Here is a 26188-nt window from a genome sequence, read left to right as displayed (position 1 = left end):
TCGCCCTAGCTCACTCCCCGAAGACCGGGGGAGCGGTGCGCGGCATGTCGTTGAGCCAGACGTCGTCCTGCTCCTCGAGCCAGCTCGGGTGCTCGTGCTCGTCGTCCTCGCCGCCCTGGCCACCGCGACCGGCACCCATGCCGCCGCCCATGCCCATGCCGCCACGACCACCGGCCCCGGCGCCCTTCGCGCCGGCACCACCGGCACCGGCCATGCCGCCACCCGGCGTGCCGATGCCCGAACGGCCACCCGCACCAGGCTGGTTCGCGGCACCGGCCCCGGCACCAGCACGACCGCCAGCGCCCATGCCGCCCGCACCGGCGCTACCACCCGCGCCCGCACCGGCTCCACCGGCGCCCATGCCGCCCGGCATCATCCCGAGCCCGGCACCACCGGCCCCGGCACCCGCACCGGCGCCACCACCGGCACTGGGGAGCGACGCCGGAGCCGGCATCGTCGAGGGGCTGGTCCCAGGAGCCCACGACGAACCGCTGCCAGAAGGCGTGTCCGGGAAGCTCGAACCACCAGGCCCGAACCCTGAACCACCACCGACGCCACCGATCCCACCGCCGCTACCGCCAGCACCAGGACTACCGCCTGATCCGACGCCCATCGGCGAGTTGATCGCCCCACTGCGATCGAAGGAGCTCTGCCCCTGGTCGCCGCTCTGCCCCGGCGGCGGGTCGAACCGCGGCGGGTTCTGGATCTCGGGACGGATCGTGTTGTCGTAGGTCGAGTACGTCTGCTTCGCGGCCTCGGCCGCCTCGGTGGCCTCGCGTTCCTGCTGCTGCAGGTCCGTTTCACCGCCGACGAGCCAGGCGCCGCCCTTTTCAATGAGGCTGTCCGTCGCGTCGACCTTCTTCGGTTCCGGCATCGAGTTCCGGACCGTGAGGAACCCGTCGACCTGCCGCTCGATCGAACCACCGGCGGATTGCGACGTCGATTGAGCGTTCGTGAGGAAGCTCGTCATTGGTTTGGTCGAGTTCCCGAACTGCTCAGCGGCTTGGCCCTGCCAAGCGACGTTCGCGTCTCGGTTCGCCGTTTCGAGTAGTTCCAGTGCGGCTCCGAAGCGCTCGCTGATCGCCCCCTTCAGGTCGTCGGCGGCACGGGTCATCTCTTCGGGCCCGGCGCCCTCGGTGATCTGCTTGTACTTCTCCGGGTGGTTGAACCCCACCTTTTGCATGATCTCGTCGATGTTGCCGGAATCGGACGGCGCTACCAGCGCAACGCCGACCATGATCGGTATCGCAGGGGGGACCATGTTGCATCATCCTGTTCGGCCTTGCGCCTGACCTCGGATCAGGCGGCTGGAATGTTCTGGACCACTTCGGCGGCGATCTTCTTCGCGTATCCGCACCCGTCGTTCATTTCGGGGGCGCCGCCTGAGTTCATTGCGTAATAGACATCGACAGACTGGGTGTCGGAGACTCCGACGATCACTGAGCACAGCGAATCGGAGAAGTTCACCAGCGCTGCCGGATACCCGGCGACCTCAGTGGGTTCGAAATTGTCGAAGTTGTCCTTGCGTTCGTGCGTGGCCGTCATGCCACCTTGATTTGAGTTGATCTCGATGCGTGCTGTGAGCATGTCGCCTTCCATGCTGCACGCAGGCTCCTTGTACAAGCTGTCAGCCTGCTCTGGAGCCCCATCGACTTGAAGGGCGGTGCGTTGCTCCGGAGTGAGCAACTGGCAGGCGTCCGCAACGCCCTTGAGGTTCTTCGGATTCTCGACTGCCAGTGCAGGATCGATGTTTTCCGTGCTAGGCGCGGCCTGCGGAGGCTGCTGCTCCCCTTCGCCGCCGACTGCGCACGAGGAGATCGCGGTGAGCATGAGGAGGGATGCGGTGAGCACGCTGGTACGTCGTAGCACAGAAAATTCCTTACGCCTGAGTCGGAGTGGCTGCGTCGTCGGCGGACTGGTAGTCCTTTTGGGCCGCTTTCAGCTGATTGATCTGGTCTTGAATGTGCTTGCGGGCAGCGGTGACAACTTGCGTGATACCGCCCTCGGAATTCCCCATGAGCTTCTTGATGGACTCGGCGGCGCCCTTGCTCACCTCGTCATCACCAGGAGGCTTGAGGACGCCTGAGTTCCTGACTTTGTTGAGGATCTCGTCGAGCTCGCCGCGAGCATCCTCGTACTTCGCGATCATCCCCGGAATGGCGTCCGTGTCGACGGAGAACGACGCCCCGGAGCTGACGCCCCCGTTGTTCACCGTCGTGTTGATGGTGGCCATGTTGTCTTACCCCCTAGTGTCACGTTGATCCGTGATCAGGCCTCAGCTTGCCAGATCACGCCTGTGCAGTGCACCGATACGACGTCACAACGCCGCATCTCGTTCCCCGCGCGCGGGCGCGATCACGCGTTCGGCCCAGCGCTCGGGAGGTCACCACGTGGAGCGGCGTTGCGCGGCGGTGGTGAGGTCGCCGAGGACGCGGCGGAAGGTGCCGATGTCGGCTCCGGCGACCATGCGCTGGTTGCCGGAGTTGTAGATGGACACCCGGCCGCCTTCGACGTCGACGACCTGCACGGTGTGGTCGCCGCGGAACTCCTTGCGCTGCGCGTTCCACACGGTGACGCCGATCTGGCCCGCGCCGAGCTTCGTGCCGTCGAGCAGTTCGGTGGCCTTGCGGAAGCCCGTCACGTCGATGCCGCGGGTGCGCAGGCCCTGCTCGATGGCGCGCGGGTCGGTCTGGCCCTTCTTCTGCACGTCGGCCATGACGGCGCGCATCTCGGTGAGGTCCACGTTGACGGGCTTCATCTTCAGCGGCGGGTGCTCGGGCAGCACCGAGGCCAGCGCGGGCACGGTGTCCTCCGCGCGGACGCGTTCGAGGACGTAGCGGTCGCCGTGCATGACGGTGCGGACCGCGACCTGGCCGGACTGCGACATCGCCGCGCGCAGCTCGGTGCCCTTCTTCGCGGAGAACCGCAGGTCGTATTCGACGGCGGTGGTCGGGTAGATCCCGATGAGGTCCCACACCTCGTCGCTGACCTGGTTCGCGCGGTTCACCAGCCCCCGCTGGCGGCACCGCGCGTCGGCCGCGTCGAGCTCGGCGTTGATGTCCTGCACCGGCGTGCCGTAGTGGCTGAACTGGACGACCGGCGGTAAGCGCTTCAGGCCCGCCCAGCCGGCGAGGACGGCGAACTCAAGGCGATCGACATCGAGTTTGAACGCCACTTCTTGCTCCCCCAGTCGTAGGTACTTCGCGAGCAGCAGACTAGCGAATGGACCACTTCCGGAGAGCACCTTTCCGGTATCGCACTATCCGTCCAGACCGGACAAACCCTTCCACGCCCCGCGGGAGCCGCGGCGCGACGCGTTGCGCTGCCAGCGGAACACTCCGTACCCGGTCAAGCCCAGGACGAACCCGGCTACGCAGGTCCAGAACTCGAAGCCGCCGGGGGCGGTGACGGCGAACAGCACGAGGCCCGCGAGCCAGATCCCCGTCCCGGCCAGCACGACCGGCGTGGGCTGGGCCAGCCTGCGTGGCAGCGCGGGCACGGTGCGTGGCGCCTCGGCGGTCGTCGTCGCTGGTGAGGCGGGGGTGCGTGCGCTGTCTTCGGTCACGTCGGGCAGGCTACCCCGGTAGTCGTCAGCAGGGTGAGGTAGTGATGGCGGACAGGAATCCGGACGATTCGCCCACCGGGCCGGACAGCGGCTCCGAGCAGTCGCGGGAACGTTCCGGTAAACCCGACGCGCAGCCGGTTGCGGGATCGGATCGCGGTCCCGAAGATCCACGCATGGCGAGTGGGAACGAATCGGGAGCTCGGGGCGGAACCGGGGTGCTGGACCGTTACTTCAAGATCACCGAGCGTGGTTCGACGCTGAGCCGGGAACTGCGCGGCGGGCTCGTCACCTTCGTCACCGTCGCCTACATCATCGTGCTCAACCCGCTGATCCTCGGCAGCTACTCCGCGGACTCGCCGACGGCGAAGCGCGACGTGCTCGGCGACATCCTCACGGTGCCGCAGGTCGCGGCGAGCACCGCGCTCGTCGCGGGCGTCATGACGCTGCTGTTCGGGCTCGTCGCGAACTACCCGTTCGCCATCGCCGCGGGCCTGGGCATCAACACGCTGCTCGCCGTCACCATCGCCCAGCAGGTGAGCTGGCCGGAGGCGATGGGCCTGGTCGTCGTCGACGGCATCATCATCCTGATCCTCGTCGCCACCGGGTTCCGCACCGCCGTGTTCAACGCCGTGCCGCCCGAGCTGAAAGCGGCCATCGCGGTCGGCATCGGCCTGTTCATCAGCTTCGTCGGCCTCGTCGACGCCGGGTTCGTTCGCCGGTTGCCGGACGCCGCGAACACCACCGTGCCCGTGGGGCTGGGCATCGACGGCTCCATCGCGTCCTGGCCCACCGCCGTGTTCGCGTTCGGCCTGGTGCTCACCTCGATCCTGGTGGCGCGCAAGGTCCGCGGCGGCATCCTGATCGCCATCGTGATCAACACCCTGGTCGCGATCGCCGTGGAGGCCCTGGTGCACGCGGGCCCCTCGGAGGGCACCGACCCGCAGGGCTGGAACCTCGGCTACCCGGCGCCGCCGGAGCAGATCTTCGGTTTCCCCGACCTCTCGCTCGTCGGCGACATCTCCTTCGGCGCGTGGACGCGGCTGCCCGCGCTGGCCGCGGCGATGCTGGTGTTCACGCTGGTGCTGGCGAACTTCTTCGACGCCATGGGCACCATGACCGGCCTCGGGAAGGAAGCCGGGCTCGCCGACCGCAAGGGCAACCTGCCCGGCATCGGCAAGGCGCTGGCCGTCGAGGGCGTCGGCGCCGTCGCGGGCGGTGCGGGTTCGGCGAGCTCCAACACGGTGTTCGTGGAATCGGCCTCCGGCATCGCCGAAGGCGCCCGCACGGGGCTGGCGAACGTGGTCACCGGGCTGCTGTTCCTGGCCGCCATGTTCCTCACCCCGCTCTACAGCGTGATCCCCGTCGAAGCCGCCGCGCCCGCGCTGGTCGTGGTGGGCGCGATGATGCTGGCCCAGATCCGCGACATCGACCTGTCCGACTTCACCATCGCGCTGCCCGCGTTCCTGACGATCGTGGTCATGCCGTTCACGTACTCCATCGCCAACGGCATCGGCGTCGGCTTCATCAGCTACGTGCTGATCCAGTCGGCCACCGGCAAGGTGCGGACCGTGCACCCGCTGATGTGGGTCGTCTCGGCCGCGTTCGTGCTGTACTTCGTCGCCGACCCGGTCTCCGCGCTGTTCGCGGGCTGAAAGCCGTTGTTGAGCTTGCTTCGCGGAGGTGTCCGGGTAGCGGAACCTCAGCGGCCTTCTCGCTGCGGGATCCCGTTTTGAAGTAGCCGCCTACTGGGCAAACGGGCTGTCCTCGCGAGAAGGCCGCTGAGAACCCGCCGGTGGTCCTGCTGCGAGCGTGGTCACTGCTCAGCGGCTCCGCCGCTGACAAGATCGACCGGGGCGGAAGTCGTCAACGGCTGACGATCGGGTACGAATTCGCCACCTCGGGTGATCGTCGGACGTCGAGTCCCCTAAGCTCCGCGCATCGCGCCCGACCATGGGTCGATCGTCCGATTTGTCGTCAAATAGTTTGGTAGACTAACGACGTGTCCGAGATCGCTGAACGTGAGCGCACGCTGGCCACTCGGCTGCGGATGGCCTCCGTCCGACTCAACCGCAGGTTGCGGGCGCAGAGCACCGACTCCGTCGTCACGCTCTCCCAGTTGTCCGCGCTGTCCTGCCTGCACAAGGCCGGAGCCATGACACCGGGCGTGCTCGCCGCGAAGGAAGGCGTGCAGCCGCCGTCGATGACCAGGGTCATCGCCGCCCTCGAAAACCTCGGCCTGGTGGTGCGCACCCCGCATCCCACCGACGGGCGGCAGGCCGTCGTCGACCTCACCGACGCGGGCCGCGCCCGCATCGATGAGGAGATCTCCGCTCGGGAGCGCTGGCTCGACATCCAGCTCGCCGAGCTGACCAAGGAAGAGCGCGCGACGCTGAGTCGCGCCGCCGAGATCATGGAACGGATCTCGGAGCGCTAGAGGGGAGCTGAGCACGTCGGCGGTGTCAGGTGAATCGCTGCACCCGTCAGGGCACGGCCCGGACGGTGCGAACCGCACATCCACCACCGGCGAGCTCGCCGCTCCGCCAGGCCGGGAGGGCTCCGGCGGCGGCATGTTCGGCTCGCTGCGGGTGCGCAACTACCGCTACTACGCCTCCGGTCAGGTCGTCTCGCTCACCGGCACGTGGATGCAGCGGGCCGCGCAGGACTGGCTGGTGCTGGAACTCTCCGGCGGCAGCGCCGGCGCGCTCGGCGTGGCGGTCGCGCTGCAATTCCTGCCGACGCTGCTGCTGACGCTGTGGGCGGGCACCGCGGCCGACCGGTTCGACAAGCGGCGCCTGCTGATCGCGACGCAGATCGCGCTGGGCGCGTGCGGACTGCTGCTCGGCCTGCTCGACGTGTCCGGGGTCGTGCGGCTCTGGCACGTGTACGCGCTGTGCGCCGTGCTCGGCGCGTTCGCGGCGATCGACGCCCCGGTCCGCCAGTCGTTCGTGGTGGAGATGGTGGGGCCGTCGCAGCTCACCAATGCCGTCGCGCTGAACTCGATGACCTTCAACCTGGCGCGCATCGTGGGCCCCGCCATCGCGGGCGTGCTCATCACCGCCGTCGGCACCGGCTGGGTGTTCCTCGCCAACGGCATCAGCTCCGCCGCCGTGGTGGGCGGGCTGCTGCTGATGAACGCGGCGCAGCTGCACCGCCCGGACCGGGTGCCGAAGGAGCGCGGCCAGGTGCTCGCCGGGCTGCGCTACGTGCGGCGGCGGCCCGACCTGGTCGCGGTGATGGTGCTGGTGTTCTGCGTGGGCACCTTCGGCATGAACTTCGAGAGCACCTTCGCGGTCATCGCCCGCAACGTGTTCGGCCGCGACGCCGACGGCTACGGACTGCTGATCACGATGCTCGCGGTCGGCACGCTGTCCGGCGCCACCCTCGCCGCGCGCCGCAGCGGCAAGGAGGGCTCGCGGCTGCGGCTGATGGTGTTCGGCGCCGCCGCGTTCGGGCTGCTGGAGGCGGTGGGCGCGCTGATGCCGGGCTACTGGTCGTTCGCGGTGATGCTGATCCCGGTCGGGGTGGCGGTGATGACCTTCACGACCAGCGCGAACTCGACCGTGCAGCTGAGCGTCGACCCGTCGATGCGCGGGCGCGTGATGGGCCTCTACATGCTGCTGTTCCTCGGCGGGAAACCGCTGGGCGGGCTGGCCTCGGGCTGGCTCGCGGAGGTGCTGGGGCCGCGGTCGCCGGTGCTGCTGGGCGGGCTCGCCTCGTTGCTGGCCGCGGTGGGTTGCGGACTGCTGCTGTGGCGGGGGCGGAGATCGGGGGTTGCAGAGCCTGGGAGGTTAGGCTAACCTAATACATGTCCGCTTCGTGGTGGGAGCGGCAGTCAGTTCGGGAACAGAGCGAACCCCGCTTCCTCCGGGAGGCGGGGTTCGTTCGCGTTCGGACCCGCGTCGCCGGAGCACTACGCGCGGTGCTCCGGCACCACCCCGGACAGCACTTCGGGGCCTTCCCGAGAGGAAGGCCCCGAAGTGTCGAGCGTCCGCGGTGCGCCGGTGCCCGGCGCGGCGGGATCAAGCGGTGGGCAGGCGCAGGCCGTTGTAGCCGGCACGCGCGTCGGCGAAGCGCTTGCCGACCTCGTCCCAGTTCACGACGTTCCACAGCTGCTTGACGTAGTCCGCCTTGACGTTCTTGTACTGCAGGTAGTACGCGTGCTCCCAGATGTCGAACACCAGCAGCGGCGTCGTGGCGATCGACAGGTTCGAGTGGTGGTCGCGCAGCTGCTGCGTGATCAACCGCTGACCCACCGGGTCCCACGCCAGCACGCCCCAGCCGTTGCCCTGGATCGTGGTCGACACCGCCTCCAGCTGAGCGCGGAACTTGTCGAACGAACCGAAGTCCTGATCGATCGCCGCCGCCAGCTCACCGGTCGGCTTGTCGCCACCGTTCGGCGAGAGGATCTTCCACCACACCAGGTGCAGCGAGTGCCCCGCCAGGTTGAACGCCAGGGTCGTCTCCAACCCCACGATCGACCCGAAGTCGCCCTTGTCCCGCGCCTCCGCGATCTTCTCGATCGTGTCGTTGGCGCCCTTCACGTAAGTCGCGTGGTGCTTGCTGTGGTGCAGCTCGTTGATCTCACCCGAGATCGCGGGCTCCAGCGCCGCGTAGTCGTAATCCAACTCGGGCAGCACGTACTGAGCCATTGAGCGTCTCCCTGTGCGCGTATCGCTGACAGTCCCTAGCAATGGCAAATCTAGTAGCAACTGTCCGGCCGCCGCAGTCCGGGCGGGGTTGATCTCAATCACCGGGACCGAAGGCCCGCGCACAGGGGTTTTCGCGCCTCACTCCACGGGCCAGTCGTGCACCGGTTCGCCGGCGTCGGTGAGTTCCACGTAGCGCCGCAGCATTCCCGTCAGCGCCGCCTGCCGGTCGTGGCCGCGCTGCTCCAGCCGCGCCACCACGTCCCGCTGCCACGACGAGCCGGTCTGCTTGCGCAGGCAGCGCGCTTCGATGACGCCGAGCGTGTGCTCCCGCGCCGCGTCGGAGACCCCGCACAGCCGCAGGCCCTCGTGCGCCATCGGCAGCAGGCGGCGCAGCACCAGCTCATCCGGGGTGATCCAGCCCGCGCCCGGCCAGTACAGGTGCGAGTCCATGCCGTGCCGGGCACCGGTGTAGAAGTTCTCCTCCGCCGCGGCGAACGACATTTGAGTCCACACTGGACGGTCCTGTTCGGTCAGCGCGCGCTGCACGCCGTAGAAGAACGCGGCGTTGGCCATCACGTCCGGCACGCTCGGTCCCGACGGGAGCACCCGGTTCTCCACCCGCAGGTGCGGAACGCCGTCCACCAGGTCGTACACCGGGCGGTTCCACCGCCAGATGGTGCCGTTGTGCAGCCGCAGCTCCGCCAGCGTCGGCGCCCGCCCGGCCTGCAGCGCGGCCACCGGGTCCTCCTCCTCCGGTTCCGGCAGCAGGGCGGGGAAGTAGCGGACGTTCTCCTCGAACAGGTCGAAGATCGAGGTGATCCAGCGTTCCCCGAACCACACCCGCGGGCGCACGCCCTGGTTCTTGAGCTCCTGCGGCCGGGTGTCGGTGGCCTGCTGGAACAGCGGCACCCGCGTCTCGTGCCAGAGCGCTTTGCCGAGCAGGAACGGGGAGTTCGCGCCGATCGCCAGCTGCACTCCGGCCAGGCATTGTGCGGCGTTCCAATGCGCGGCGAAGTCCTCGGGTGCCACTTGCAGATGCAGTTGCACTGATGTGCACGCGGATTCGGGAACGATGGAGTCCGCGTAGCACCGGAGCTGTTCCGGGCCGCCGTCGCCGAGCGGGGCGCCCTCCATGTCCAGCAGCATCTCCTCGCCCTTGGCGGTGAAGATCTGCTCGTTGAGCTGCGAGTACCGCGGGTTGTGCGACAACCAGCCCGGGTCGAAGTGCCCGCGCTGCAACGTGGGCAGCGTGCCGATCAGCACCAGCTTCGCGTTCGCGTCCTGCGCCTTGCCGTCCGCGCGCAGCAGCGCCTTGCGCAGCTCGTGCTCCAGCTCCAGCGCGCCGTCCCCGGCGAGCGCGCGGGGCAGCACGTTGAGCTCGATGTTGTGCTGGCCCAACTCGGTGGTGAAGGAAGGATCGTTGATCTTCTCCAGCACCACCGCGTTCGACATCGACGGCTCCATCCGCTCGTCGACGAGGCTCAGCTCCATCTCCAGCCCCATCTGCTGGTGCGGGAAGGAGAAGTTGCCCTCGGCGAGCATCCGCGCCAACGCGTCGAGGCCGCGCTGCATCTTGTCTCGATAGCGTTGCCGGTCCACAGGAGTGAAAGCCCGACTGGTCACGTGCTTCCCCATGCCGTCTCCCTGCTCGGTCGGCCAGCACGCCGGCTAGGTGGACACCAACCGTGACACATCGGTACCCGGCGGACCAGCGTCCAAAACGGTGTTCGAGCGAGCACTCGAATACCGCACTTGACCAGCGGGAAAAGTGACTTTCCAGACCTCAGTCGGAGGCCGTGGTGAGCCTCTCCAGCTCCGCTCCGGTCAGCTCCAGCTCGGCCGCTACCAGCAGCGCCGTGAGCTGATCGGTGTTGCGGGCGCTGGCGATCGGGGCCGCGATCGACGGGCGGGCGCGCAGCCAGGCCAGCGCCACCGACGCCTCCGGCACTCCACGCAGCGTTGCGATCTCCTCCAATGCGGTGAGGATCTTGACACCCCGCTCGTCCAGATAACTACGCGCGGCATCCGCGCGCGGGCTGTCGGAGAACGTGTCGCCCGGCCGGTACTTGCCGGTGAGGAATCCCTTCGCCAGCGCGAAGTACGGCAGCACCGGCAGCTTCTCCCGCGCCACCAGCTCGGCCAGATCGGTCTCGTACTCGGCGCGCTCGACGAGGTTGTAGTGCGGCTGCACCGCCTGGAAGCGGGCGAGGCCCTCGCGGTCGGAGGCCGCCAGCGCCGACGCCAGCCGGTCACCGGTGAAGTTCGAGGCCGCGAGGTGGCGCACCTTGCCCTCGCGCACCAGGCCGTCGAACGCCGCCATCGTCTCGGCCTGCGGCACCGACTCGTCGTCCTCGTGCGCGTAGTACAGGTCGATGTGGTCGACGCCGAGGCGCCGCAGCGAATCCTCGGCGGCGGCGCGGATGTTGTCGGGGGACAGGCCGCGGCGGCCCGGCAGCTTCGCGACCTTGGTGGCGATGACGACCTGGCCGCGGTTGCCGCGAGCCCGCAGCCACTCGCCGATGATCGTCTCGGACTCGCCGCCGGAATTGCCGGGCGCGGAGGCCATGTAGAGGTCGGCGGTGTCGATGAAGTTGCCGCCCGCGGCGACGTACGCGTCGAGCACGGCGAACGAGTCGTCGCGGTCGGCGGTCCAGCCGAAGACGTTGCCGCCCAGGCAGATCGGGTGGACGTCGAGGTCGGTGGTGCCCAGTGGGGCCATGGAAACCCTGCCTTCGGTCGTCGTGTCCTCACCGGGCGCGTGCCCGGCCCGCACCTCCCGGAGCTCTCACCGGAGCGGGGTGCGGCGTGCGGTCGGAGGTCGGCGGCACAGCCGTGCCGGAGCCGGGCGTGATCGCGACTCCGGGCCGCACGATATTTCCTCGCCCGCGCGCGTCGTCCACCTGCGTGGGGTGCACGACGCGCGCGCGGCGGACCACGAGGTCAGCGGTCGGAACCGGTCCGGTCCGGCTCCGCCGGGGCCTCGGCCGGGGTGCCGTGGCGAACCTCGGCGGAGCTGGCGACGACCTCCGTGCGATTGAGCCCGCGCCGCCCCAGCGTCAGGAACATGGCGGTCGCGGCCACCACGACGCCGAACATCACCAGCGCCATCGGCACCGCGGACCCCGTGCCGCCCAGCCCGACCAGCGGCGCGGCCAGCGCGCCGACGATGAACTGGCACACGCCCAGCAGCGCCGACGCGCTCCCGGAGACCTCGCGGTTGTCGGCCAGCGCCAGCATCGTCGTGTTCGGCATGACGAAGCCCAGCGCCGAGACCATCACGAACAGCGCTCCCAGCAGGAACGGCAGCGGCAGGTCCAGCACCGCCGCCGACAGCAGCACCGCGCCCGCCACCGAGGAGGTCAGCAGCGCGCCCACCAGCAGCTGCGCCTCCGAAGCCACCCGGCCGACCAGCCGCGCGTTGACCTGCCCGGCCAGCACCAGGCCGATCGCGTTCGCCCCGAACGCGATGCTGTAGGTCTGCGGCGACATCGCGTAGATGTTCTGCAGCACGAACGACGAACCGGAGATGTAGGCGAACATCGCCGCCATGCCCAGGCCGCCGGTCAGCGCGTTGCCCAGGAACGACGGTGCCGCCAGCAGCGAACCGAACGTCCGGAAGGTGCTGCCCAGGTTCGCGGGCTGGCGCCACTGCTTCGGCTTCGTCTCCGGCAGCAGGAACGCCGCGACCAGCAGCAGCAGCGTGCCGAACGCGGTCAGCACGACGAACACGCCGCGCCACGTGGTGTGCGCCAGGATCTGCCCGCCCGCGACCGGCGCCAAGATCGGCGCCAGCCCGGTCACCAGCATCAGCGACGAGAAGAACCGGGCGGCCTCCACACCGGAGTACAGGTCGCGGACCGCCGCTCGGGCGATCACCATGCCCGCCGCGGCGCCCGCGCCCTGCAACAGCCGCAGGCCCGCCAGCGCGTAGATCGACCCGGACAGCGCGCACAGCACCGACGCGACGATGTACACGGCGAGCCCGACCAGTAGCGGGCGCCGCCTGCCGACGGAGTCGCTGATCGGCCCGGCGACCAGCTGGCCCAGCGCGAGGCCGAGCAGGACCGCCGTCAGCGTCAGCTGCGCCTGTGACTCGGTGGCCCCCAGCTCCGTGGTCAGCTGCGGCAGCGCAGGTAGGTACATGTCGATGGACAGCGGCCCGAAAGCCGTCAGCCCACCGAGGATGAGCGCGAATTTGGTCTTGCTCCCCAACCGGCGCTGGGCCCCATCGATCGTGGTGTCCTCGGCGGTGGACATGGGTCTCCTCATCGGGTTGCCACCGGACGTGCTGCGGCCCGGCGGAATCGGTGCGAGTGCGGTCGGTGGTGGGCGCCCCCCGGCACGCCACCTGCGAACCGCCTCACCGCGTCGCGATCGCTCGCGGGCGAGCCGGACGCCTCAGAGTTCCGGGCGTCGCCCGGGCCTCCGGAACGAGACGGGCGACGACGACAGTTTGCTCTCTGCAACTAACAATGTGGGAGTCCCCGTTATGCCCAGCGCCCACACCCGACCGTTGTGAGCTCGATCATCACGGGCCGCGGCCCGGCAAGATCGCGACACCGTTCCGGCCGGGGCGATGCGGAATGCCAAAATGCACGCGTGGCACGCGTGCACGAGGTGACCGACGTCGACGACCCGAGGGTCGACGACTTCCGGGACCTCGCCACCGCCGACCGCCGCCCGGACCGCCCCGGTGGCCGCGGCCTGGTCATCGCCGAAGGCACCGTGGTCGTCGAACGACTGCTCGACTCCCCGTACCCGGTGCGCGCGCTGCTCGGCGTCCGCAAGCGCCTCGACGCGCTCGCCGACCACCTCACCGGCGTCGACGTGCCCGCGTACGAGGTGTCCGCGGACGTGATGAGCCGGATCGTCGGCTTCCACCTCAACCGCGGCGTGCTCGCCGTCGCCGACCGCGCCCACACCGTCGACGCCGACGAGCTGATCAGCGGCTCCCGCAGGCTCGCGGTGCTCGAAGGGGTCGGCGACCACGAGAACCTGGGCGCGCTGTTCCGCAACGCCGCCGCGCTCGGCATCGACGGGATCCTGCTCGGCGGGGGCTGCGCGGACCCGCTTTACCGGCGCAGCATCCGGGTGTCCATGGGTCACGTGCTGCGCGTCCCGTTCGCGCACCTCGACGCCTGGCCCGGCGGGCTGCGGACGCTCACCGAGCACGGCTACCGGATCGCCGCGCTCACGCCGCGCGCCACGGCCGCCTCGCTGCGGGACGCCGGGCTCGACCAGGGCCGCGTCGCGGTGCTGCTCGGCTCGGAAGGGCCCGGCCTGGCGGAGGACACCATCTCCGCCGCGGACCTGCCGGTGCGCATCCCGATGAACCCCGAAGTGGACTCGCTCAACGTCGCCACCGCCGGTGCGATCGTGTTCCACGCGATGAGCGGAGCACGATGACCCGAGCAGCGCAGCGCTCGCGGTGGGAACTGCGGGTGCGCCGAGGACGCGCCGTGCTCGTCAACCGAGCCGCGACCGAGGATCAGGAGCGGCGAGCCGTCCACGAGTACGACCCGGCGCGGCTCGCACTGCCCTCGACGCTGGTGGAAGACCTGCACGAGTGGGCGCACGTGGTGCACACGGTGCCGCCGGACCAGGACATCTCCGGCGAGACCTCCGCGGTCCTGATGTCGCGCCGCGGCCGTCAGCTCGCGGCGCGGCTCGCCGCCGAGACCGGCGGCGAGGTCGGTTACTGGGACCCCTCCCGCGGCCGGATGAGCCGGGTCCGCCGGGCGGCACCCGCCGACGGACCGCCGGAACCGGTGCCGTGGGCCACCGGGATCACGATCAGCGTGGTGATCGCCGCGATCGTGACGGTCTCGCTGGTGGTGGTCAGCCGCGGCCTGGCCGAGGTGAGCCTGGTGCTGGCGCTGCTGGTCAACGCCGTCGTGGTCGGCGGCTTCGCCCCGTCGATCTGGCTGGGCAGGCGAGTCCCCGTCTGGCGCTGGGTCGCCTTCGGAGCAGCCGGCGGAGTCCTCTTAGCCTGGCTGGCACTGCTGCTCTCCTTGCTGGGCTGATCGAGATCGGAATCGTCGACTCGGCTTGCCAGGTGGGGCGGGTGGCGGAACCTCAGCGGTTTCCTCGCTGCGGGATCTTTTTCCCGAGTGGCTCCGCCACGAGGGAAAAAGCTGTCCTCGCGAGGAAACCGCTGAGAACCCGCGGGTGGTCGACCTGCGTGCTGGGTCGCTGCTCAGCGGCTTCGCCGCTGACAAGACAGGGATCAAGAACCCTGCCCGGCCGCAACGACGAGATCAAAGGCAGCCTCCCGGTCCGGCAGGCCCTGACGCCTCACGCGAGCGGGATGTCTTCGCCGTGCTGGTCTGCTGGGCGGGGGCCGAACCAGCGGCGTTCGGCGGCGGTGATGCGGACGTCGTTGATGCTGGCTTCGCGGCGGCGCATCAGGCCGGTGCCGGTGAACTCCCACAGCTCGTTGCCGTAGCTGCGCCACCACTGGCCGTCGTGATCGCGGCACTCGTACTGGAACCGGACCGCGATGCGATCACCGGTGAAGCTCCACAGGCTCTTGCGCAGCGCGTAGTCCAGTTCGCGCTCCCACTTGGCGGTGAGGAACGCGACGATCTCCTCGCGGCCGGTGACGAAGGTGTCCCGGTTCCGCCAGACCGAATCCGGCGTGTACGCGAGGCTGACCCGGTGCGGATCGCGGGTGTTCCAGGCGTCCTCGGCGGCCTGGACCTTCCGCGCCGCCGTCTCCTCGTCGAAGGGCGGGAACGGCGGACGGGGCTCGGACATGGCGATCTCCTCCAGGCTGTCGCGGCGGTCGAGCGCGCACACGCGAAAGGCCCCTCCGGACGGCACCGCCGTCGGCGAAGGGGCCTCGCGCACGTGCGTCAACGGTGGGAGCGCACTCCCAGCAGGACGTCCTCCCAGGACGGGACCATCGGGTGGTTCTTGCGCCTGCGCGCCGGTTCGGTCTTGCGCGCGGCCTCGTCCTCCACCGCTTCCAGGTCGTCCTCACCGGCCTGCTCGGCCAGCGGTGCCGACTGCTCCGGTTCCGGTTCGGACGGCGCGGGAGTCGGTTCGAGGTCCAGGGACGGGATCACCGGGCTCGCCTGCTTCGGCGGTGCCGGCGGAGGCGGGGTGGCGGCCTCGTCCTCGACCGCTTCCTCCTCGGACTCGTCCAGTTCCAGGGCCTCGCGGGCCAGCGCCGTCACCGGCCGGACCGTCCGCAGCGGGCGGTTCGGCGACGGGTCCAGCAGGTCCACCGCGTGGTCGTCGAGCGGCGCGACGGTGCCGCCGTGCGCACCCGGGTGGAACACCCAGTGCGCGTGGTTCTCGGAACGACCGGCCTGCCAGTGCAGCCGGACGACCCACTTGCCGTCCTCGCCGCGCCACGCGTCCCAGTTCGCGTCGGTGAAGTCGTGCCCGCGCATCCCGAAGGTGTGCGCGACGACCTCGCCGAGGGTCTGCACGTCGGGGCCGTCCTCGCGGACGGGGTGGGCGCGCTGCGAGCGCTCGGCGATCTGCGCGCGCTCCAGCAGCACCGGGTAGGCGTAGCGCTCCACCCGCTGCTCCGGGATGCCGGCGGCGGTGGCGACGTCCTCGACCGAGGCGCCCGCGCGCACCCGGGCCTGGATCTCGCGGGGGCGCATCTGCGCCTCCATCTCGATCTGCACCTGGCCGAGACGGGTCAGGTCACCGCGCGCGGCGGCACGTAGCCGTTCGTCGGCGGGCACCGAAAAACGGTCGCCGTTCTCGGGGTCTTCACAGATGACGGTCTCACCGTCCTCATCAAGCCCGACAACCCGCAGCGCGCGCATACGCCAGCCTCCCCGGTCGTTGTCACCAAGCTGTGACCGTAACCCGGCGTGCCCTCTTGACGGAGGAGCCACGCCGGGTTCGGTGTCGCTTCGTGACCATCCTCTCCCTACCCGATCTTGCCTGAATAGCGGTCGACATGCGAACACTTGGCGAAATCCGACCACTATTCCGATCACAGCAAGTGATCAACAGCCAGTTCGGGTGACACGGATGTGCCGGTCGCCATGGTGCGCGGGCGACCTCGTGAGACAGGCGCGCCGCGCTCAGGAAAGCTGAGAGACCACCCAGTCGATGGACTTCGTCAGCGCCGTGACGTCGTCCGGCTCGATCGCGGGGAAGGTGCCGACCCGCAGCTGGTTGCGGCCCAGCTTGCGGTACGGCTCGGTGTCCACGATGCCGTTCGCGCGCAGCGCCTTGGCGATCGCGGCGGCGTCGATCGAGTCGTCGAAGTCGAGCGTGACCACGACCTGCGAGCGCTTCGCCGGGTCCTGCACGAACGGCGTGGCATAGCTGGAGGCCTCCGCCCACTGGTACAGCCGCTGCGAGGACTCGCGGGTCCGCGCCGAGCACCAGTCCAGGCCGCCCTGGGAGTTCATCCAGTCGATCTGGTCGGCGAGCAGGAACAACGTCGCCACCGAGGGCGTGTTGTAGGTCTGGTCCTTGCGGGAGTTGTCCAGCGCGGTCGGCAGCGACAGGAACTCCGGCACCCAGCGGTCCGAAGCGCCGATCTCGCCGATCCGCTCGATCGCGGCCGGGCTCATCGCGGCGAGCCACAGCCCGCCGTCGGAGGCGAAGGACTTCTGCGGCGCGAAGTAGTAGACGTCCACGTCGGCGGCGTTGAACGGGAGCCCGCCCGCGCCCGAGGTCGCGTCGACCGCGATCAGCGCCTGCTCCGAACCCGCGGGGCGGGTCGGCGGCACCATCACGCCGGTGGAGGTCTCGTTGTGCGCCCAGCCGATCAGGTCGACGCTCGGGTCGGAGACCGGAGCCGGGGCGTCACCGGGGTCGGCGGACACGACGACCGGGTCGGCCAGGAACGGCGCGCCCTTGGTGGCCTTGGCGAACTTCTGGGAGAACTCGCCGTAGGTCAGGTGCAGCGACTTCTCCCGCACCAGGCCGAACGTCGCGGCGTCCCAGAACGCGGTGGTGCCGCCGACGCCGAGCACGACCTCGTAGCCCTCGGGCAGCGAGAACAGCTGGCCCAAGCCTTCGCGGACCCGTCCGACCAGTGCCTTGACCGGCTTCTGCCGGTGCGAGGTGCCCATCACGGCGGCGCCGTCGGAGGCGAGCCGGGCGAGCTGCTCGTCGCGGACCTTCGACGGGCCGCAGCCGAAGCGGCCGTCGGACGGGCTGAGCTCGCTGGGCAGCTTCAAGGTGGTCGGGTCGGTTTCGGCCTGCGTCATTCCGGCGCCTCCGGGTGTTGTCGAGTCGGCTTGTCGCACGGGTGCCCCGCTCCCGGGGAACGCCTGCGTGGGGACGATGGGGTTCGGCGGACCCCCGGTCGCCTCGGTGACCGGCGCCGTTGCCGGTTCAGGGCTCGGTGCGTGTTGCGGCTACGGGTCGGAAAGGTGAATTTCCGGGTGCGCCGCAGGTGCCTGAGCCGCTTGGCAACTTACTGCGCGGGAGGCGCTTTGGCCAGCAACCGGACCTTCAGGTGATCGAAACTAGGCCGTGTGACCAGGCATTTCAGGCATCGGTGCGGCCGGGTGCGCCGCAGCACTTCTTGTACTTGCGCTCCGATCCGCACCAGCACGCAGCGTTGCGCTCCGGCGGCCAGCTGCGCCATTCGCCGCGCAGCAGCAGATCGGTCCGGTACTGCTCCAGGGAGCCCGCGGCACCGGTGGGCAGGTCGACCTCGGCGCAGAACGCGGCGTAGCCGTCGGCGGAGCCGTCCACGACGGTCGCGCGCTTGCCGTCGCGGTCGGCGAGCAGCATCTCGCGCTGCAGTTCCAGCAGGTGCGCGTCGTGGTCCTGGGGGAGGGGCAGCTCCGGTTCGCGGCTGCGGAGTTCGGCGAGGGCGTCGGCCGGCCAGTGCAGCACGACCACGTCGTGCCGGTCCGCGACCTCCTCGAAGAACGCCTCGGAGAGGTCCCGGTCGAACGCCGCGTCGGAGATCATGTCCAGCGCGCGGTCGAGGTCGTCGGGCTGCTCGCCGAGACCGGTGCGGATCTCGCGCCGCATGCGCAGCAGCTCCACGCCCGGGTCGTCGACGCCGAGATCGGCATCGGGGTCGGTCACGTCCGGGATCAGGCGGCCGATGCCGATGTGGAGCCAGCGCAACGCCGCCGCCGTGTCCCCGGCGTGCTGGTAGGCGGTGGAGGCGGCGATGTAGGTGTGCTCGCGGGCGGTGAGATCGTCCATGAGCTCGTTGAGCAGCGCGTCGGCTTCGGCGCGTTGGCCGCGCCGCATCAGCATCTCGGCGTAGGTGGCGCGCGGGTCGAACAGCGAATCACCGGAGTCGGCGTCGATCGCGGCCAGCAGCGCGGCGCGTTCCCGATCCGGTTCGTGCGCGTTGCGCCAGTAGCTCGCGGCTTCGACCAGGTCATCGGTGCGTTCGCCGCTGTGCTCGGCGTCCGCTTCGAGTTCCTCGGCCCGCGCGATGGCGGCCTCGCGGCTGCTGTCCCCGCTCATGCCGCCACTGTACCGAGATCGATACGCGTAGTGACAGGGCGCCGCCGCTCCGTCACGGAGCGTTCCCGCGGGCTCGTGCGGAGGGCGAACTCCGCACGAGCCCCGCGCGGCCGGAGGGCGGGATCAGACCGCGACCGGCAGGAACTTGACCGAGTCCCAGCCCTCGACGTGCTGCGGCGAGCGCGGCTCCGGGCCGACGTACTGCGCGGACGGGCGCACCAGGCGGCCGGTGCGCTGCTGCTCCAGCACGTGGGCGGACCAGCCCGCGGTGCGGGCGCAGGTGAACATCGCGGGCATCATCTCGGTCGGCACCTGGGCGAAGTCCAGGATCACCGCCGCCCAGAACTCCACGTTCGTCTCGATCGGCCGGTCCGGGCGCCGCTCGCGCAGCACCGACAGCGCGGCGCGCTCCAGCTCGGCGGCGGCCTCGTAGCGCGGAGCGGAGAGCTGCTCGCAGGTGTTGCGCAGCACCCGCGCCCGCGGGTCCTCCGCGCGGTACACGCGGTGGCCGAAGCCCATCAGCCGCTCGCCGCGGTCCAGGATGGACTCGACGACCCCGCGGGCGTCGCCGGTGCGCTCGGCCTCGGCCAGCATCGGCAGCACCCGCGCCGGAGCGCCGCCGTGCAGCGGACCGGACATGGCGCCGACCGCGCCGGAGAGGCTGGCCGCCACGTCGGCGCCGGTGGAGGCGATGACGCGGGCGGTGAAGGTGGAGGCGTTGAGGCCGTGCTCGGCCGCCGACACCCAGTAGGCGTCCAGCGCCTGCACGTGGGCCGGGTCGGGTTCGCCGCGCCAGCGGGTGAGGAACGCTTCGGTGAGGGTCGCGGCCTCGGCGACGCGTGCCGCCGGCACGGCGGGCAGGTCGGTGCCGCGAGCGGACTGGGCCACGTAGGACAGTCCGAGCGTCGTGGTCAGCGCGAGCTGGTCGCGGGCGGTGTCCTCGGTGATGTCCAGCAGCGGCTCGAACCCGTGCGCGGGCGCGAGCATCGCGATCGCGGCCTGCGCGTCGGCGCGCACGTCGCCGGTGCGCACCGGCAGCTCGGCGGTTCCGGCGTCCGGCAGGCCCCGGCCGAAGCGGCCGTCGACCAGCAGTTGCCACACGTCGCCGAAGGAGACCTTGCCCGCCAGGTCCTCGATGTCGACGCCGCGGTAGCGCAGCGCGCCGCCGTCCCGATCGGGTTCGGCGATCTCGGTCTGGAACGCGACGACGCCTTCCAGGCCGGGGCGGAAGTCGGAGCCGCCTGTGCTGGTGCCCATGATTGCCTCGTCTCCTCGTTGAGTCGTTCGGATGGCCGGGCGCGCTGCGGCGCTCGGCGGGACGTGGCGGGGTGCATGAGCACGAATGCGATCGGTCGCAGCCTGTGCTGTGCCGGTAACACTGCACCCGGCGCGCGGGCGGAGGCAATCGGTGCGGACGGTCCCGATGGCGAAGATCACACGGCCTCCGGTGCGGGACGGTTGTGACAATCCCGCGAAAAGGGTGTTAACCAGGATCAATTCCCGCGCTGATCGGCACTCGGCGTTCGGGTGACCGTGCTACAGAGGTGTCATGCACCTTGCCCCGCACGAGCGAGACAAGCTCCTCGTCCACCTGGCCGCGCGGCTCGCGCGGGAACGCCTGGACCGGGGCCTGCGGCTGAACCACCCGGAAGCGGTCGCGCTGATCACCGACCACGTCGTGGAGGGCGCGCGGGACGGGCGCGGCGTCGCCGAGCTGATGCGCTCCGGGCGCGACGTGCTCCGCGCCGACCAGGTGCTCGACGGCGTGCCGGAGATGCTGCACGACGTGCAGGTCGAGGCCACCTTCCCCGACGGCACCAAGCTGGTCACCGTCCACGACCCGATCTCGTAGGGGCGTTCCGCGCTGGTGGTCGGCTCCTCGACGTGGGCCGTGCGGGCCCGCGGTCCGGGCCCGAGTCGTTCTCGATGAGCAGGGAGGCGTCATGCCGGATCCCGTGATCCCGGGAGAGGTGCTGCCCGGTGCCGAGCCGGTGCCGCTGAACCCCGGCCGCCCACGCGTGCGGCTGGTCGTGGTGAACACCGCGGACCGGGCCGTGCAGGTCGGCTCGCACTACCACTTCGCCGCGGCCAACTCCGGTCTGTCGTTCGACCGGGAGGCCGCGTGGGGGCACCGGCTGGACGTGCCCGCGGGCACCGCGGTGCGGTTCGAACCCGGCGTGGACCGGGAGGTCGACCTGGTGCCGATCGGCGGCGCGCGGATCGTGCGCGGGCTGCGCAAGGAGTACGCGGGGGAGCTGGACGCGCGCGACGCCGCGCCCGGCGATCCCGGCTACGGCGCGGTGGGGGAGGGCAACGCGTGAGCACTCCGTCCGTGGACCGCGCCCGCTACGTGGAGTTGTTCGGGCCCACCACCGGCGACCGGATCCGGCTCGCCGACACGAATCTGCTGGTGGAGGTCACCGAGGACCGCAGCACGGGGCCCGCCGGATCAGGCGAGGAAGCCGTGTTCGGCGGCGGCAAGGTGATCCGCGAGTCGATGGGCCAATCCGCGGCCACCCGCGCCGAAGGCACCCCGGACCTGGTGATCACCGGAGTCGTGGTGCTGGACCACTGGGGCGTGGTCAAGGCCGACGTGGGCGTGCGCGACGGGCGCATCGTCGGCATCGGCAAAGCGGGCAACCCGGACATCACCGACGGGGTGGATCCGGCGCTGGTCATCGGGCCGTCCACGGAGGTCGTGGGCGGCGGCGGCAAGATCCTCACCGCCGGCGGGGTGGACTGCCACGTGCACTTCATCTGCCCGCAGGAGATCGACACCGCCATCGCCTCCGGGCTCACCACGCTCATCGGCGGCGGCACCGGCCCGGTCGAGGGCAGCAAGGCCACCACGGTCACGCCGGGCGCGTGGAACCTCGGCCGGATGCTCACCGCGCTGGAGCAGGCGCCGGTGAACCTGCTGCTGCTCGGCAAGGGCAACACCGTGCGCGGCGACGCCCTCGACGAGCAGCTGCGAGCCGGGGCGGGCGGGCTGAAGCTGCACGAGGACTGGGGCTGCACGCCCGCGGTGATCGACGCCGCGCTGCGCTGCGCCGAACGCTCCGGGGTGCAGGTGGCGATCCACACCGACACGCTCAACGAGACCGGATTCCTGGAGTCCACGCTCGCGGCGATCAACGGCCGCTCCATCAACGCCTACCACGCCGAAGGCGCCGGCGGCGGGCACGCGCCGGACATCATCCGGGTCGCCGCCGCCGCGAACGTGCTGCCGTCCTCGACGAACCCGACCCGGCCGCACACGGTGAACACCATCGACGAGCACCTCGACATGCTGATGGTGTGCCACCACCTGAATCCGGCGGTGCCGGAGGACCTGGCGTTCGCGGAGAGCCGGATCCGGCCGAGCACCATCGCCGCCGAGGACGTGCTGCACGACCTCGGCGCCATCTCCATGATCAGCTCGGACGCGCAGGCGATGGGGCGCATCGGCGAAGTGATCGTGCGGACCTGGCAGACGGCGCACGTGATGAAGGACCGGCGCGGCCCGCTGCCCGGCGACGGCGCCGCCGACAACCTGCGCGCCCGGCGCTACCTCGCGAAGTACACGATCAACCCGGCGCGGGCGCACGGCATCGACCACCTGGTGGGCTCGGTCGAAGTGGGCAAGCTCGCCGACCTCGTGCTGTGGGAACCGAAGTTCTTCGGCGTCCGGCCGGACGTGGTGTTCAAGGGCGGCTTCCCCGCGTGGGCGCAGATGGGTGACGCGAACGCCTCGATCCCCACGCCGCAGCCCGTGCTCGGGCGCCCCATGTTCGGTGCGGCGGGCCGGGCCGCCGCTCGCGCCGGTGTGCACTTCGTGGCGCCGGAGGCCGTGGACTCCGGGCTCGGCGACCGGCTCGGGCTGGAGCGGGAACTCGTCGCGGTGCGCGGCACGCGGCAGGTGACGAAGGCGTCGATGCTGCTCAACGACGCCACCCCGGACATCGAGGTGGACCCGGACAGCTTCGCGGTGCGCATCGACGGTGATCTGGTGGAACCGCAGCCGGTGCGCGAACTCCCCATGGCCCAGCGGTACTTCCTGTTCTGACCTGATCGGAGGCGGCGGATGACGGGACTCGCGGTGCTGGCGCTCGCCGACGCGCGGTTCCCCGGCGGCGGCCACGTGCACTCCGGCGGTGTGGAGGAGGCCGCCGCGCGCGGACTGCTCACCGACGTGCCGAGCCTGCGCGAGTTCCTGCACGGCAGGCTGCGCGGCGCGGGCGCGGTGCAGGCGGTGTTCGCCGCCGCCGCGGCCCACGCCGCGCACCGCGCCGTTCCCCGCGGGCACTGGGCGGTGCTGGACGCGGAGCTCGACGCGCGCACCCCCTCCCCGGCCCAGCGCGCGGCCTCCCGCGCGCAAGGGCGGGGCACCGTGCGGTCCGGGACGGTGGCGTGGCCGTCGGCGGCGCTGGACGACCTGATCGCCGCGACCCCGCGCCCGCACCACCCGATCGTGCTGGGCGTGCTGGCGGCCACCGCCGGAGCCGCGCCCCGCGAAGCGGCGCTGACCGCCGGGTACCTCGCCATCAGCGGACCGTCCTCGGCGGGCGTGCGGCTGCTGGGCCTGGACCCGATGGCCGTGAACGCCGTCGTCGCCGACTTCGCCGCCGACATCGCCGGCATCGCCGACACCGCGGCGTCGACCGCCGGGGCCGACCCGGCCGACCTGCCCGCGCCGGGCTCGCCCGCGCTGGACCTGCTCGCCGAATCGCACGACCGCCACCACCAGGAAGAGGTGCGTCTCTTTGCCTCCTGACCACGGCCACGGGCACACCCACGAGGTCGACTTCGACCCGGCCTCCGCCGGACCCGACCCGCACGCCGCGGTGAGCCGCCTCGGCCGGCCGTTCCGGCTCGGCATCGGCGGCCCCGTCGGCAGCGGCAAGACCGCGCTCACCGCCGCGCTGTGCCGGGCGCTCGGAGCCGAAGTGCGGCTCGCGGTGGTCACCAACGACATCTACACCACCGAGGACGCCGACTTCCTGCGCTCCGCCGGGGTGCTCGACCCGGACCGCGTCGAGGCCGTGCAGACCGGGGCGTGCCCGCACACCGCGATCCGCGACGACATCACCGCGAACCTCGACGCGGTGGAACGCCTCGAACACCGGCACCCGGGACTGGAACTGGTCATCGTGGAAAGCGGCGGGGACAACCTCACCGCCGTGTTCAGCCGCGGCCTCGCCGACGACCAGATCTTCGTCGTGGACGTCGCGGGCGGGGACAAGGTGCCGCGCAAGGGCGGCCCCGGCGTCACCACCGCCGACCTGCTCGTGATCAACAAGGTGGACCTCGCCGAGCGCGTCGGCGCCGACATGGCGGTGATGCTCGCCGACGCGCACCGGATGCGCGGCGAGCTGCCGGTGATCGCGCAATCGCTCACCGAGACCCCGAACGCCCCGGACGTCTCCGCCTGGGTCCGGGCGCGGCTCGGCGGTCCCGGCCAGGACCCCCGGTGAGGCGGGGCTCGCGGTGAAGGCCTCGGCGGTGCTGCGGGTGGAGCTCGACGCGCGCGGCCGCAGCGTCGTGCGGGAACTGCGCTGCGCGGCCCCGCTGACGCTGGTGCACCGGCGCGCGGCCGTCGCAGGCGCGGACGGGGCGATCGTGCACCTGGTGAGCTCGGCGGCCGCCCCGCTCGGCGGGGACGAACTGCGGCTGCGCGTCCACATCGGACCCGGCGCGCGGCTGCAGCTGCGCGGCACCGCCGCCACCGTCGCGCTGCCCGGCCGGTGCGGCGGAGCCAGCAGCGCCGACGTGCGGATGGAGATCGGCGCCGGCGGCAGCGTGGACTACCGGCCCGGAACGACCGTCGTGACCGCCCGCGCCGAGCACCGCGCCGCGTTCCGCGCCGACCTCGCCGCCGACGCCCGGCTGCGCTGCCGCGAAGTGCTCGTGCTCGGCAGGCACGGCGAACCATCCGGAGAGCTGCGCACCACCACCGACCTCGTGCGCGACGGCGTGCCGCTGCTGCGCCAGCACCTCGACCTCGGGCCCGGACCGCTCGCGGACAGCGCCGGTCACCTCGCGGGCGCCCGCGTGCTCGGCACCGAAACCCTGCTCGGCGGCACCGATCCGGCCACCCCGAGCAGCGGCCCGTGGTGGTCCCTGGTGCCGCTGCCCGCCGGGGGAGCGCTCGCGACCGCGCTCGCCGCCGACGTCGTCACCGCGCGGCGCAGACTCACCCGAGCACTCCAACACCACCCGGAAGCAGCAGTGCAACCCCCGGAAGCGTCGGATGACAACCCGGACGGCGACATCGCGGTCAGCGCGCCCGCACGGAACCGGACGAACCGGCCCTGAACCTGCTGCCATTCGAGTGTGCTCGCCGTCACTGCATCGTTTGCGGGATCGATCGTGACGTTTCGACCGGTTCGGCGTGCGTTCCCAAGCCGTTTACCGTCATAGCGGTGCCCGTGGCGCACCGCGGTTGCCGCGCCGACCGGTTCGGCTCGTATCCTCCGGCGCCGCCGATCAACAGGCACACCAGTCGGGTCAGGGAGGAAATGACGGATGTCCGAAAGCACCGTGAGCACCGGCACTTTGTCGTCCATGCGGGTGTCCTACGAGGCTGGCTCCCTGCAGGAGGGCCTGCTCGCCGACACCTGGCACGAACAGCTGCGGATCTGGTTCGACGAGGCCGTCCGGTCGGAGGTGCCGGAGCCCAACGCGATGGTGCTCGCGACGGCGGACGCCGACGGATTCCCCTCCTCGCGCACCGTGCTGTGCAAAGGATTCGACGAACGCGGGGTGGTCTTCTTCACCAACTACACCTCGTCGAAGAGCCACGACCTCACCGCGACCCGCGTCGCCGCCGCGACCTTCCCGTGGCTCACGCTGCAACGCCAGGTCAACGTGCGCGGCACCGTCGAGAAGGTCAGCAGCGACGAGACCGCCGAATACTGGGCGGTGCGCCCGCGCGGCTCCCAGCTCGGCGCGTGGGCCTCGCCGCAATCCCGCGTCGTGACCGGGCGCGACGCGCTGCAGTCCTCGCTCAACGGCATCGAACGCCGCTTCGCCGACGCCGAGAAGGTGCCGGTGCCGCCGCACTGGGGCGGCTGGCGGATCAGGCCCGAAGCCGTGGAGTTCTGGCAAGGGCGGCCCGACAGGCTGCACGACCGGCTCCGCTTCCGCCGCAACGACGAACGCTGGTCCGTGGAGCGGTTGGCTCCGTGAGCCGCGGTTGTGGAGCCGGGTTCGGCTTGGCGTGTGGCGTCGGGTTTTAAGGCCTTCCCCGGTTTGGGCGTGTGGTTGCTGTGGTGCGTGGAATGCCGGGTTCACTGAGTGCTTCCACGGCTCGTTCTGCTTTGGTGGTCGCTTAGCGGAACCTCAGCGGCTTCCTCGCTGCGGGATCTTTTTCCCGAGTGGCTCCGCCACGAGGGAAAAAGCTGTCCTCGCGAGGAAGCCGCTGAGAACCCGCGGGTGGGCGGCTTTTGGACGTGGGCTATTCGCTGCGCGAATACAGGCACGGCCTTCGGCCGCAAGGCAGGCGTGGCTTCGCCGCCCAAGGCACGGCTTCGCCGCACGGCACGGCCTTCGGCCGCGAGGCAGGCGTGGCTATCGCCCG

General features: G+C 70.9%; 25 protein-coding genes and 1 pseudogene. 12 read left to right on the top strand and 14 right to left on the bottom strand.

Annotation, left to right across the window (positions count from 1 at the left end; genetic code table 11):
- Positions 1-10: 10 nt before the first annotated feature.
- The 5 genes from BJ969_RS25825 to BJ969_RS25805 all read right to left on the bottom strand — a co-directional run bounded on the left by BJ969_RS25825 (position 11) and on the right by BJ969_RS25805 (position 3565).
- On the bottom strand, positions 11-1237 hold the full coding sequence (locus BJ969_RS25825; RefSeq protein WP_184483229.1) for a PPE domain-containing protein: 1227 nt from the start codon (positions 1235-1237) through the stop codon (positions 11-13).
- A gap of 62 nt (positions 1238-1299) precedes the next feature.
- Positions 1300-1851: a DUF3558 family protein gene (locus BJ969_RS25820; RefSeq protein ID WP_184483227.1), complete on the bottom strand. Its 552-nt coding sequence runs from the start codon at positions 1849-1851 to the stop codon at positions 1300-1302.
- Positions 1852-1879: 28 nt separating this feature from the next.
- The gene (locus BJ969_RS25815) at positions 1880-2233 is read right to left on the bottom strand and encodes a hypothetical protein (RefSeq protein ID WP_184483225.1); all 354 of its coding nucleotides are present in this window, start codon (positions 2231-2233) and stop codon (positions 1880-1882) included.
- A gap of 150 nt (positions 2234-2383) precedes the next feature.
- The gene (locus BJ969_RS25810) at positions 2384-3175 is read right to left on the bottom strand and encodes an ESX secretion-associated protein EspG (RefSeq protein WP_184483223.1); all 792 of its coding nucleotides are present in this window, start codon (positions 3173-3175) and stop codon (positions 2384-2386) included.
- An 84-nt stretch (positions 3176-3259) separates the two neighbouring features.
- A complete protein-coding gene (locus BJ969_RS25805) occupies positions 3260-3565 on the bottom strand; it encodes a DUF2530 domain-containing protein (RefSeq protein ID WP_343071596.1) in 306 nt (101 codons plus the stop codon).
- Positions 3566-3738: 173 nt separating this feature from the next.
- On the opposite strand from BJ969_RS25805, the gene BJ969_RS25800 reads away from it, so the two are divergent.
- The 3 genes from BJ969_RS25800 to BJ969_RS25790 all read left to right on the top strand — a co-directional run bounded on the left by BJ969_RS25800 (position 3739) and on the right by BJ969_RS25790 (position 7362).
- Positions 3739-5217: an NCS2 family permease gene (locus BJ969_RS25800; protein WP_184483221.1), complete on the top strand. Its 1479-nt coding sequence runs from the start codon at positions 3739-3741 to the stop codon at positions 5215-5217.
- 395 nt (positions 5218-5612) lie between these two features.
- Positions 5613-5999 carry a MarR family winged helix-turn-helix transcriptional regulator gene (locus BJ969_RS25795; protein WP_184485810.1) on the top strand — a complete coding sequence of 129 codons (387 nt, stop codon included), beginning with the start codon at positions 5613-5615 and terminating at the stop codon, positions 5997-5999.
- A gap of 22 nt (positions 6000-6021) precedes the next feature.
- Positions 6022-7362: an MFS transporter gene (locus tag BJ969_RS25790; protein WP_343071595.1), complete on the top strand. Its 1341-nt coding sequence runs from the start codon at positions 6022-6024 to the stop codon at positions 7360-7362.
- A 222-nt stretch (positions 7363-7584) separates the two neighbouring features.
- On the opposite strand, the gene BJ969_RS25785 is transcribed toward BJ969_RS25790, so the two are convergent.
- The 4 genes from BJ969_RS25785 to BJ969_RS25770 form a co-directional block, all read right to left on the bottom strand.
- Entirely contained in the window at positions 7585-8214 is a 630-nt protein-coding gene (locus BJ969_RS25785) for a superoxide dismutase (protein WP_184483219.1), read from the bottom strand.
- A 138-nt stretch (positions 8215-8352) separates the two neighbouring features.
- Positions 8353-9849: a glutamate-cysteine ligase family protein gene (locus tag BJ969_RS25780; RefSeq protein WP_184483217.1), complete on the bottom strand. Its 1497-nt coding sequence runs from the start codon at positions 9847-9849 to the stop codon at positions 8353-8355.
- 148 nt (positions 9850-9997) lie between these two features.
- Complete coding sequence (locus BJ969_RS25775) at positions 9998-10933, bottom strand: aldo/keto reductase (protein WP_184483215.1); 936 nt, start codon at positions 10931-10933, stop codon at positions 9998-10000.
- 221 nt (positions 10934-11154) lie between these two features.
- Positions 11155-12471, bottom strand: a complete 1317-nt coding sequence (locus BJ969_RS25770; RefSeq protein ID WP_184483213.1) for a multidrug effflux MFS transporter — start codon at positions 12469-12471, stop codon at positions 11155-11157.
- 342 nt (positions 12472-12813) lie between these two features.
- Here BJ969_RS25770 and BJ969_RS25765 point away from each other — a divergent pair, with 342 nt between their 5' ends.
- Together BJ969_RS25765 and BJ969_RS25760 are read left to right on the top strand one after the other, a co-directional pair.
- Positions 12814-13620 (top strand): TrmH family RNA methyltransferase, encoded by an 807-nt coding sequence (locus BJ969_RS25765; protein WP_184483212.1) that lies wholly within the window; start codon positions 12814-12816, stop codon positions 13618-13620.
- Positions 13617-14237, top strand: a complete 621-nt coding sequence (locus BJ969_RS25760; RefSeq protein WP_184483209.1) for a DUF2537 domain-containing protein — start codon at positions 13617-13619, stop codon at positions 14235-14237. Before BJ969_RS25765 ends, BJ969_RS25760 begins: the two co-directional genes overlap by 4 nt.
- A 271-nt stretch (positions 14238-14508) precedes the next feature.
- On the opposite strand, the gene BJ969_RS25755 is transcribed toward BJ969_RS25760, so the two are convergent.
- From BJ969_RS25755 to BJ969_RS25735, 5 genes are all read right to left on the bottom strand, one after another.
- Entirely contained in the window at positions 14509-14970 is a 462-nt protein-coding gene (locus BJ969_RS25755) for a nuclear transport factor 2 family protein (RefSeq protein WP_184483207.1), read from the bottom strand.
- 98 nt (positions 14971-15068) lie between these two features.
- Complete coding sequence (gene sepH, locus BJ969_RS25750) at positions 15069-15998, bottom strand: septation protein SepH (RefSeq protein WP_184483205.1); 930 nt, start codon at positions 15996-15998, stop codon at positions 15069-15071.
- A 264-nt stretch (positions 15999-16262) separates the two neighbouring features.
- Positions 16263-17402 (bottom strand): phosphoserine transaminase, encoded by a 1140-nt coding sequence (serC, locus tag BJ969_RS25745; protein WP_184483203.1) that lies wholly within the window; start codon positions 17400-17402, stop codon positions 16263-16265.
- A 283-nt stretch (positions 17403-17685) separates the two neighbouring features.
- Positions 17686-18630, bottom strand: coding sequence for an SEC-C domain-containing protein (locus BJ969_RS25740; RefSeq protein ID WP_184483201.1), 945 nt, complete (start codon positions 18628-18630; stop codon positions 17686-17688).
- Between the two features lie 123 nt (positions 18631-18753).
- A complete protein-coding gene (locus BJ969_RS25735) occupies positions 18754-19887 on the bottom strand; it encodes a citrate synthase 2 (RefSeq protein ID WP_184483199.1) in 1134 nt (377 codons plus the stop codon).
- A 292-nt stretch (positions 19888-20179) separates the two neighbouring features.
- Between BJ969_RS25735 and BJ969_RS25730 the strand changes: the two genes are divergently transcribed.
- From BJ969_RS25730 to pdxH, 7 genes and pseudogenes are all read left to right on the top strand, one after another.
- A complete protein-coding gene (locus BJ969_RS25730) occupies positions 20180-20482 on the top strand; it encodes an urease subunit gamma (protein WP_184483197.1) in 303 nt (100 codons plus the stop codon).
- Between the two features lie 103 nt (positions 20483-20585).
- On the top strand, positions 20586-20951 hold the full coding sequence (locus BJ969_RS25725) for an urease subunit beta (RefSeq protein ID WP_184485804.1): 366 nt from the start codon (positions 20586-20588) through the stop codon (positions 20949-20951).
- A complete protein-coding gene (locus tag BJ969_RS25720) occupies positions 20948-22675 on the top strand; it encodes an urease subunit alpha (protein WP_184483195.1) in 1728 nt (575 codons plus the stop codon). Before BJ969_RS25725 ends, BJ969_RS25720 begins: the two co-directional genes overlap by 4 nt.
- An 18-nt stretch (positions 22676-22693) precedes the next feature.
- Positions 22694-23383: an urease accessory protein UreF gene (locus BJ969_RS25715; RefSeq protein ID WP_184483193.1), complete on the top strand. Its 690-nt coding sequence runs from the start codon at positions 22694-22696 to the stop codon at positions 23381-23383.
- Positions 23373-24083, top strand: coding sequence for an urease accessory protein UreG (ureG, locus tag BJ969_RS25710; RefSeq protein ID WP_184483191.1), 711 nt, complete (start codon positions 23373-23375; stop codon positions 24081-24083). Before BJ969_RS25715 ends, ureG begins: the two co-directional genes overlap by 11 nt.
- A gap of 13 nt (positions 24084-24096) precedes the next feature.
- A pseudogene (locus tag BJ969_RS25705) lies at positions 24097-24834 on the top strand (urease accessory protein UreD); the annotation flags it as partial.
- Between the two features lie 300 nt (positions 24835-25134).
- On the top strand, positions 25135-25797 hold the full coding sequence (gene pdxH, locus BJ969_RS25700; RefSeq protein ID WP_184483187.1) for a pyridoxamine 5'-phosphate oxidase: 663 nt from the start codon (positions 25135-25137) through the stop codon (positions 25795-25797).
- Positions 25798-26188: the final 391 nt, after the last annotated feature.

The organism is Saccharopolyspora gloriosae (genome assembly GCF_014203325.1).
In the GTDB taxonomy this organism is placed as follows: Bacteria; Actinomycetota; Actinomycetes; order Mycobacteriales; family Pseudonocardiaceae; genus Saccharopolyspora_C; species Saccharopolyspora_C gloriosae.
Note: the sequence above shows the minus strand (reverse complement) of the source record. Positions and strands in the feature narration are given on the sequence as shown.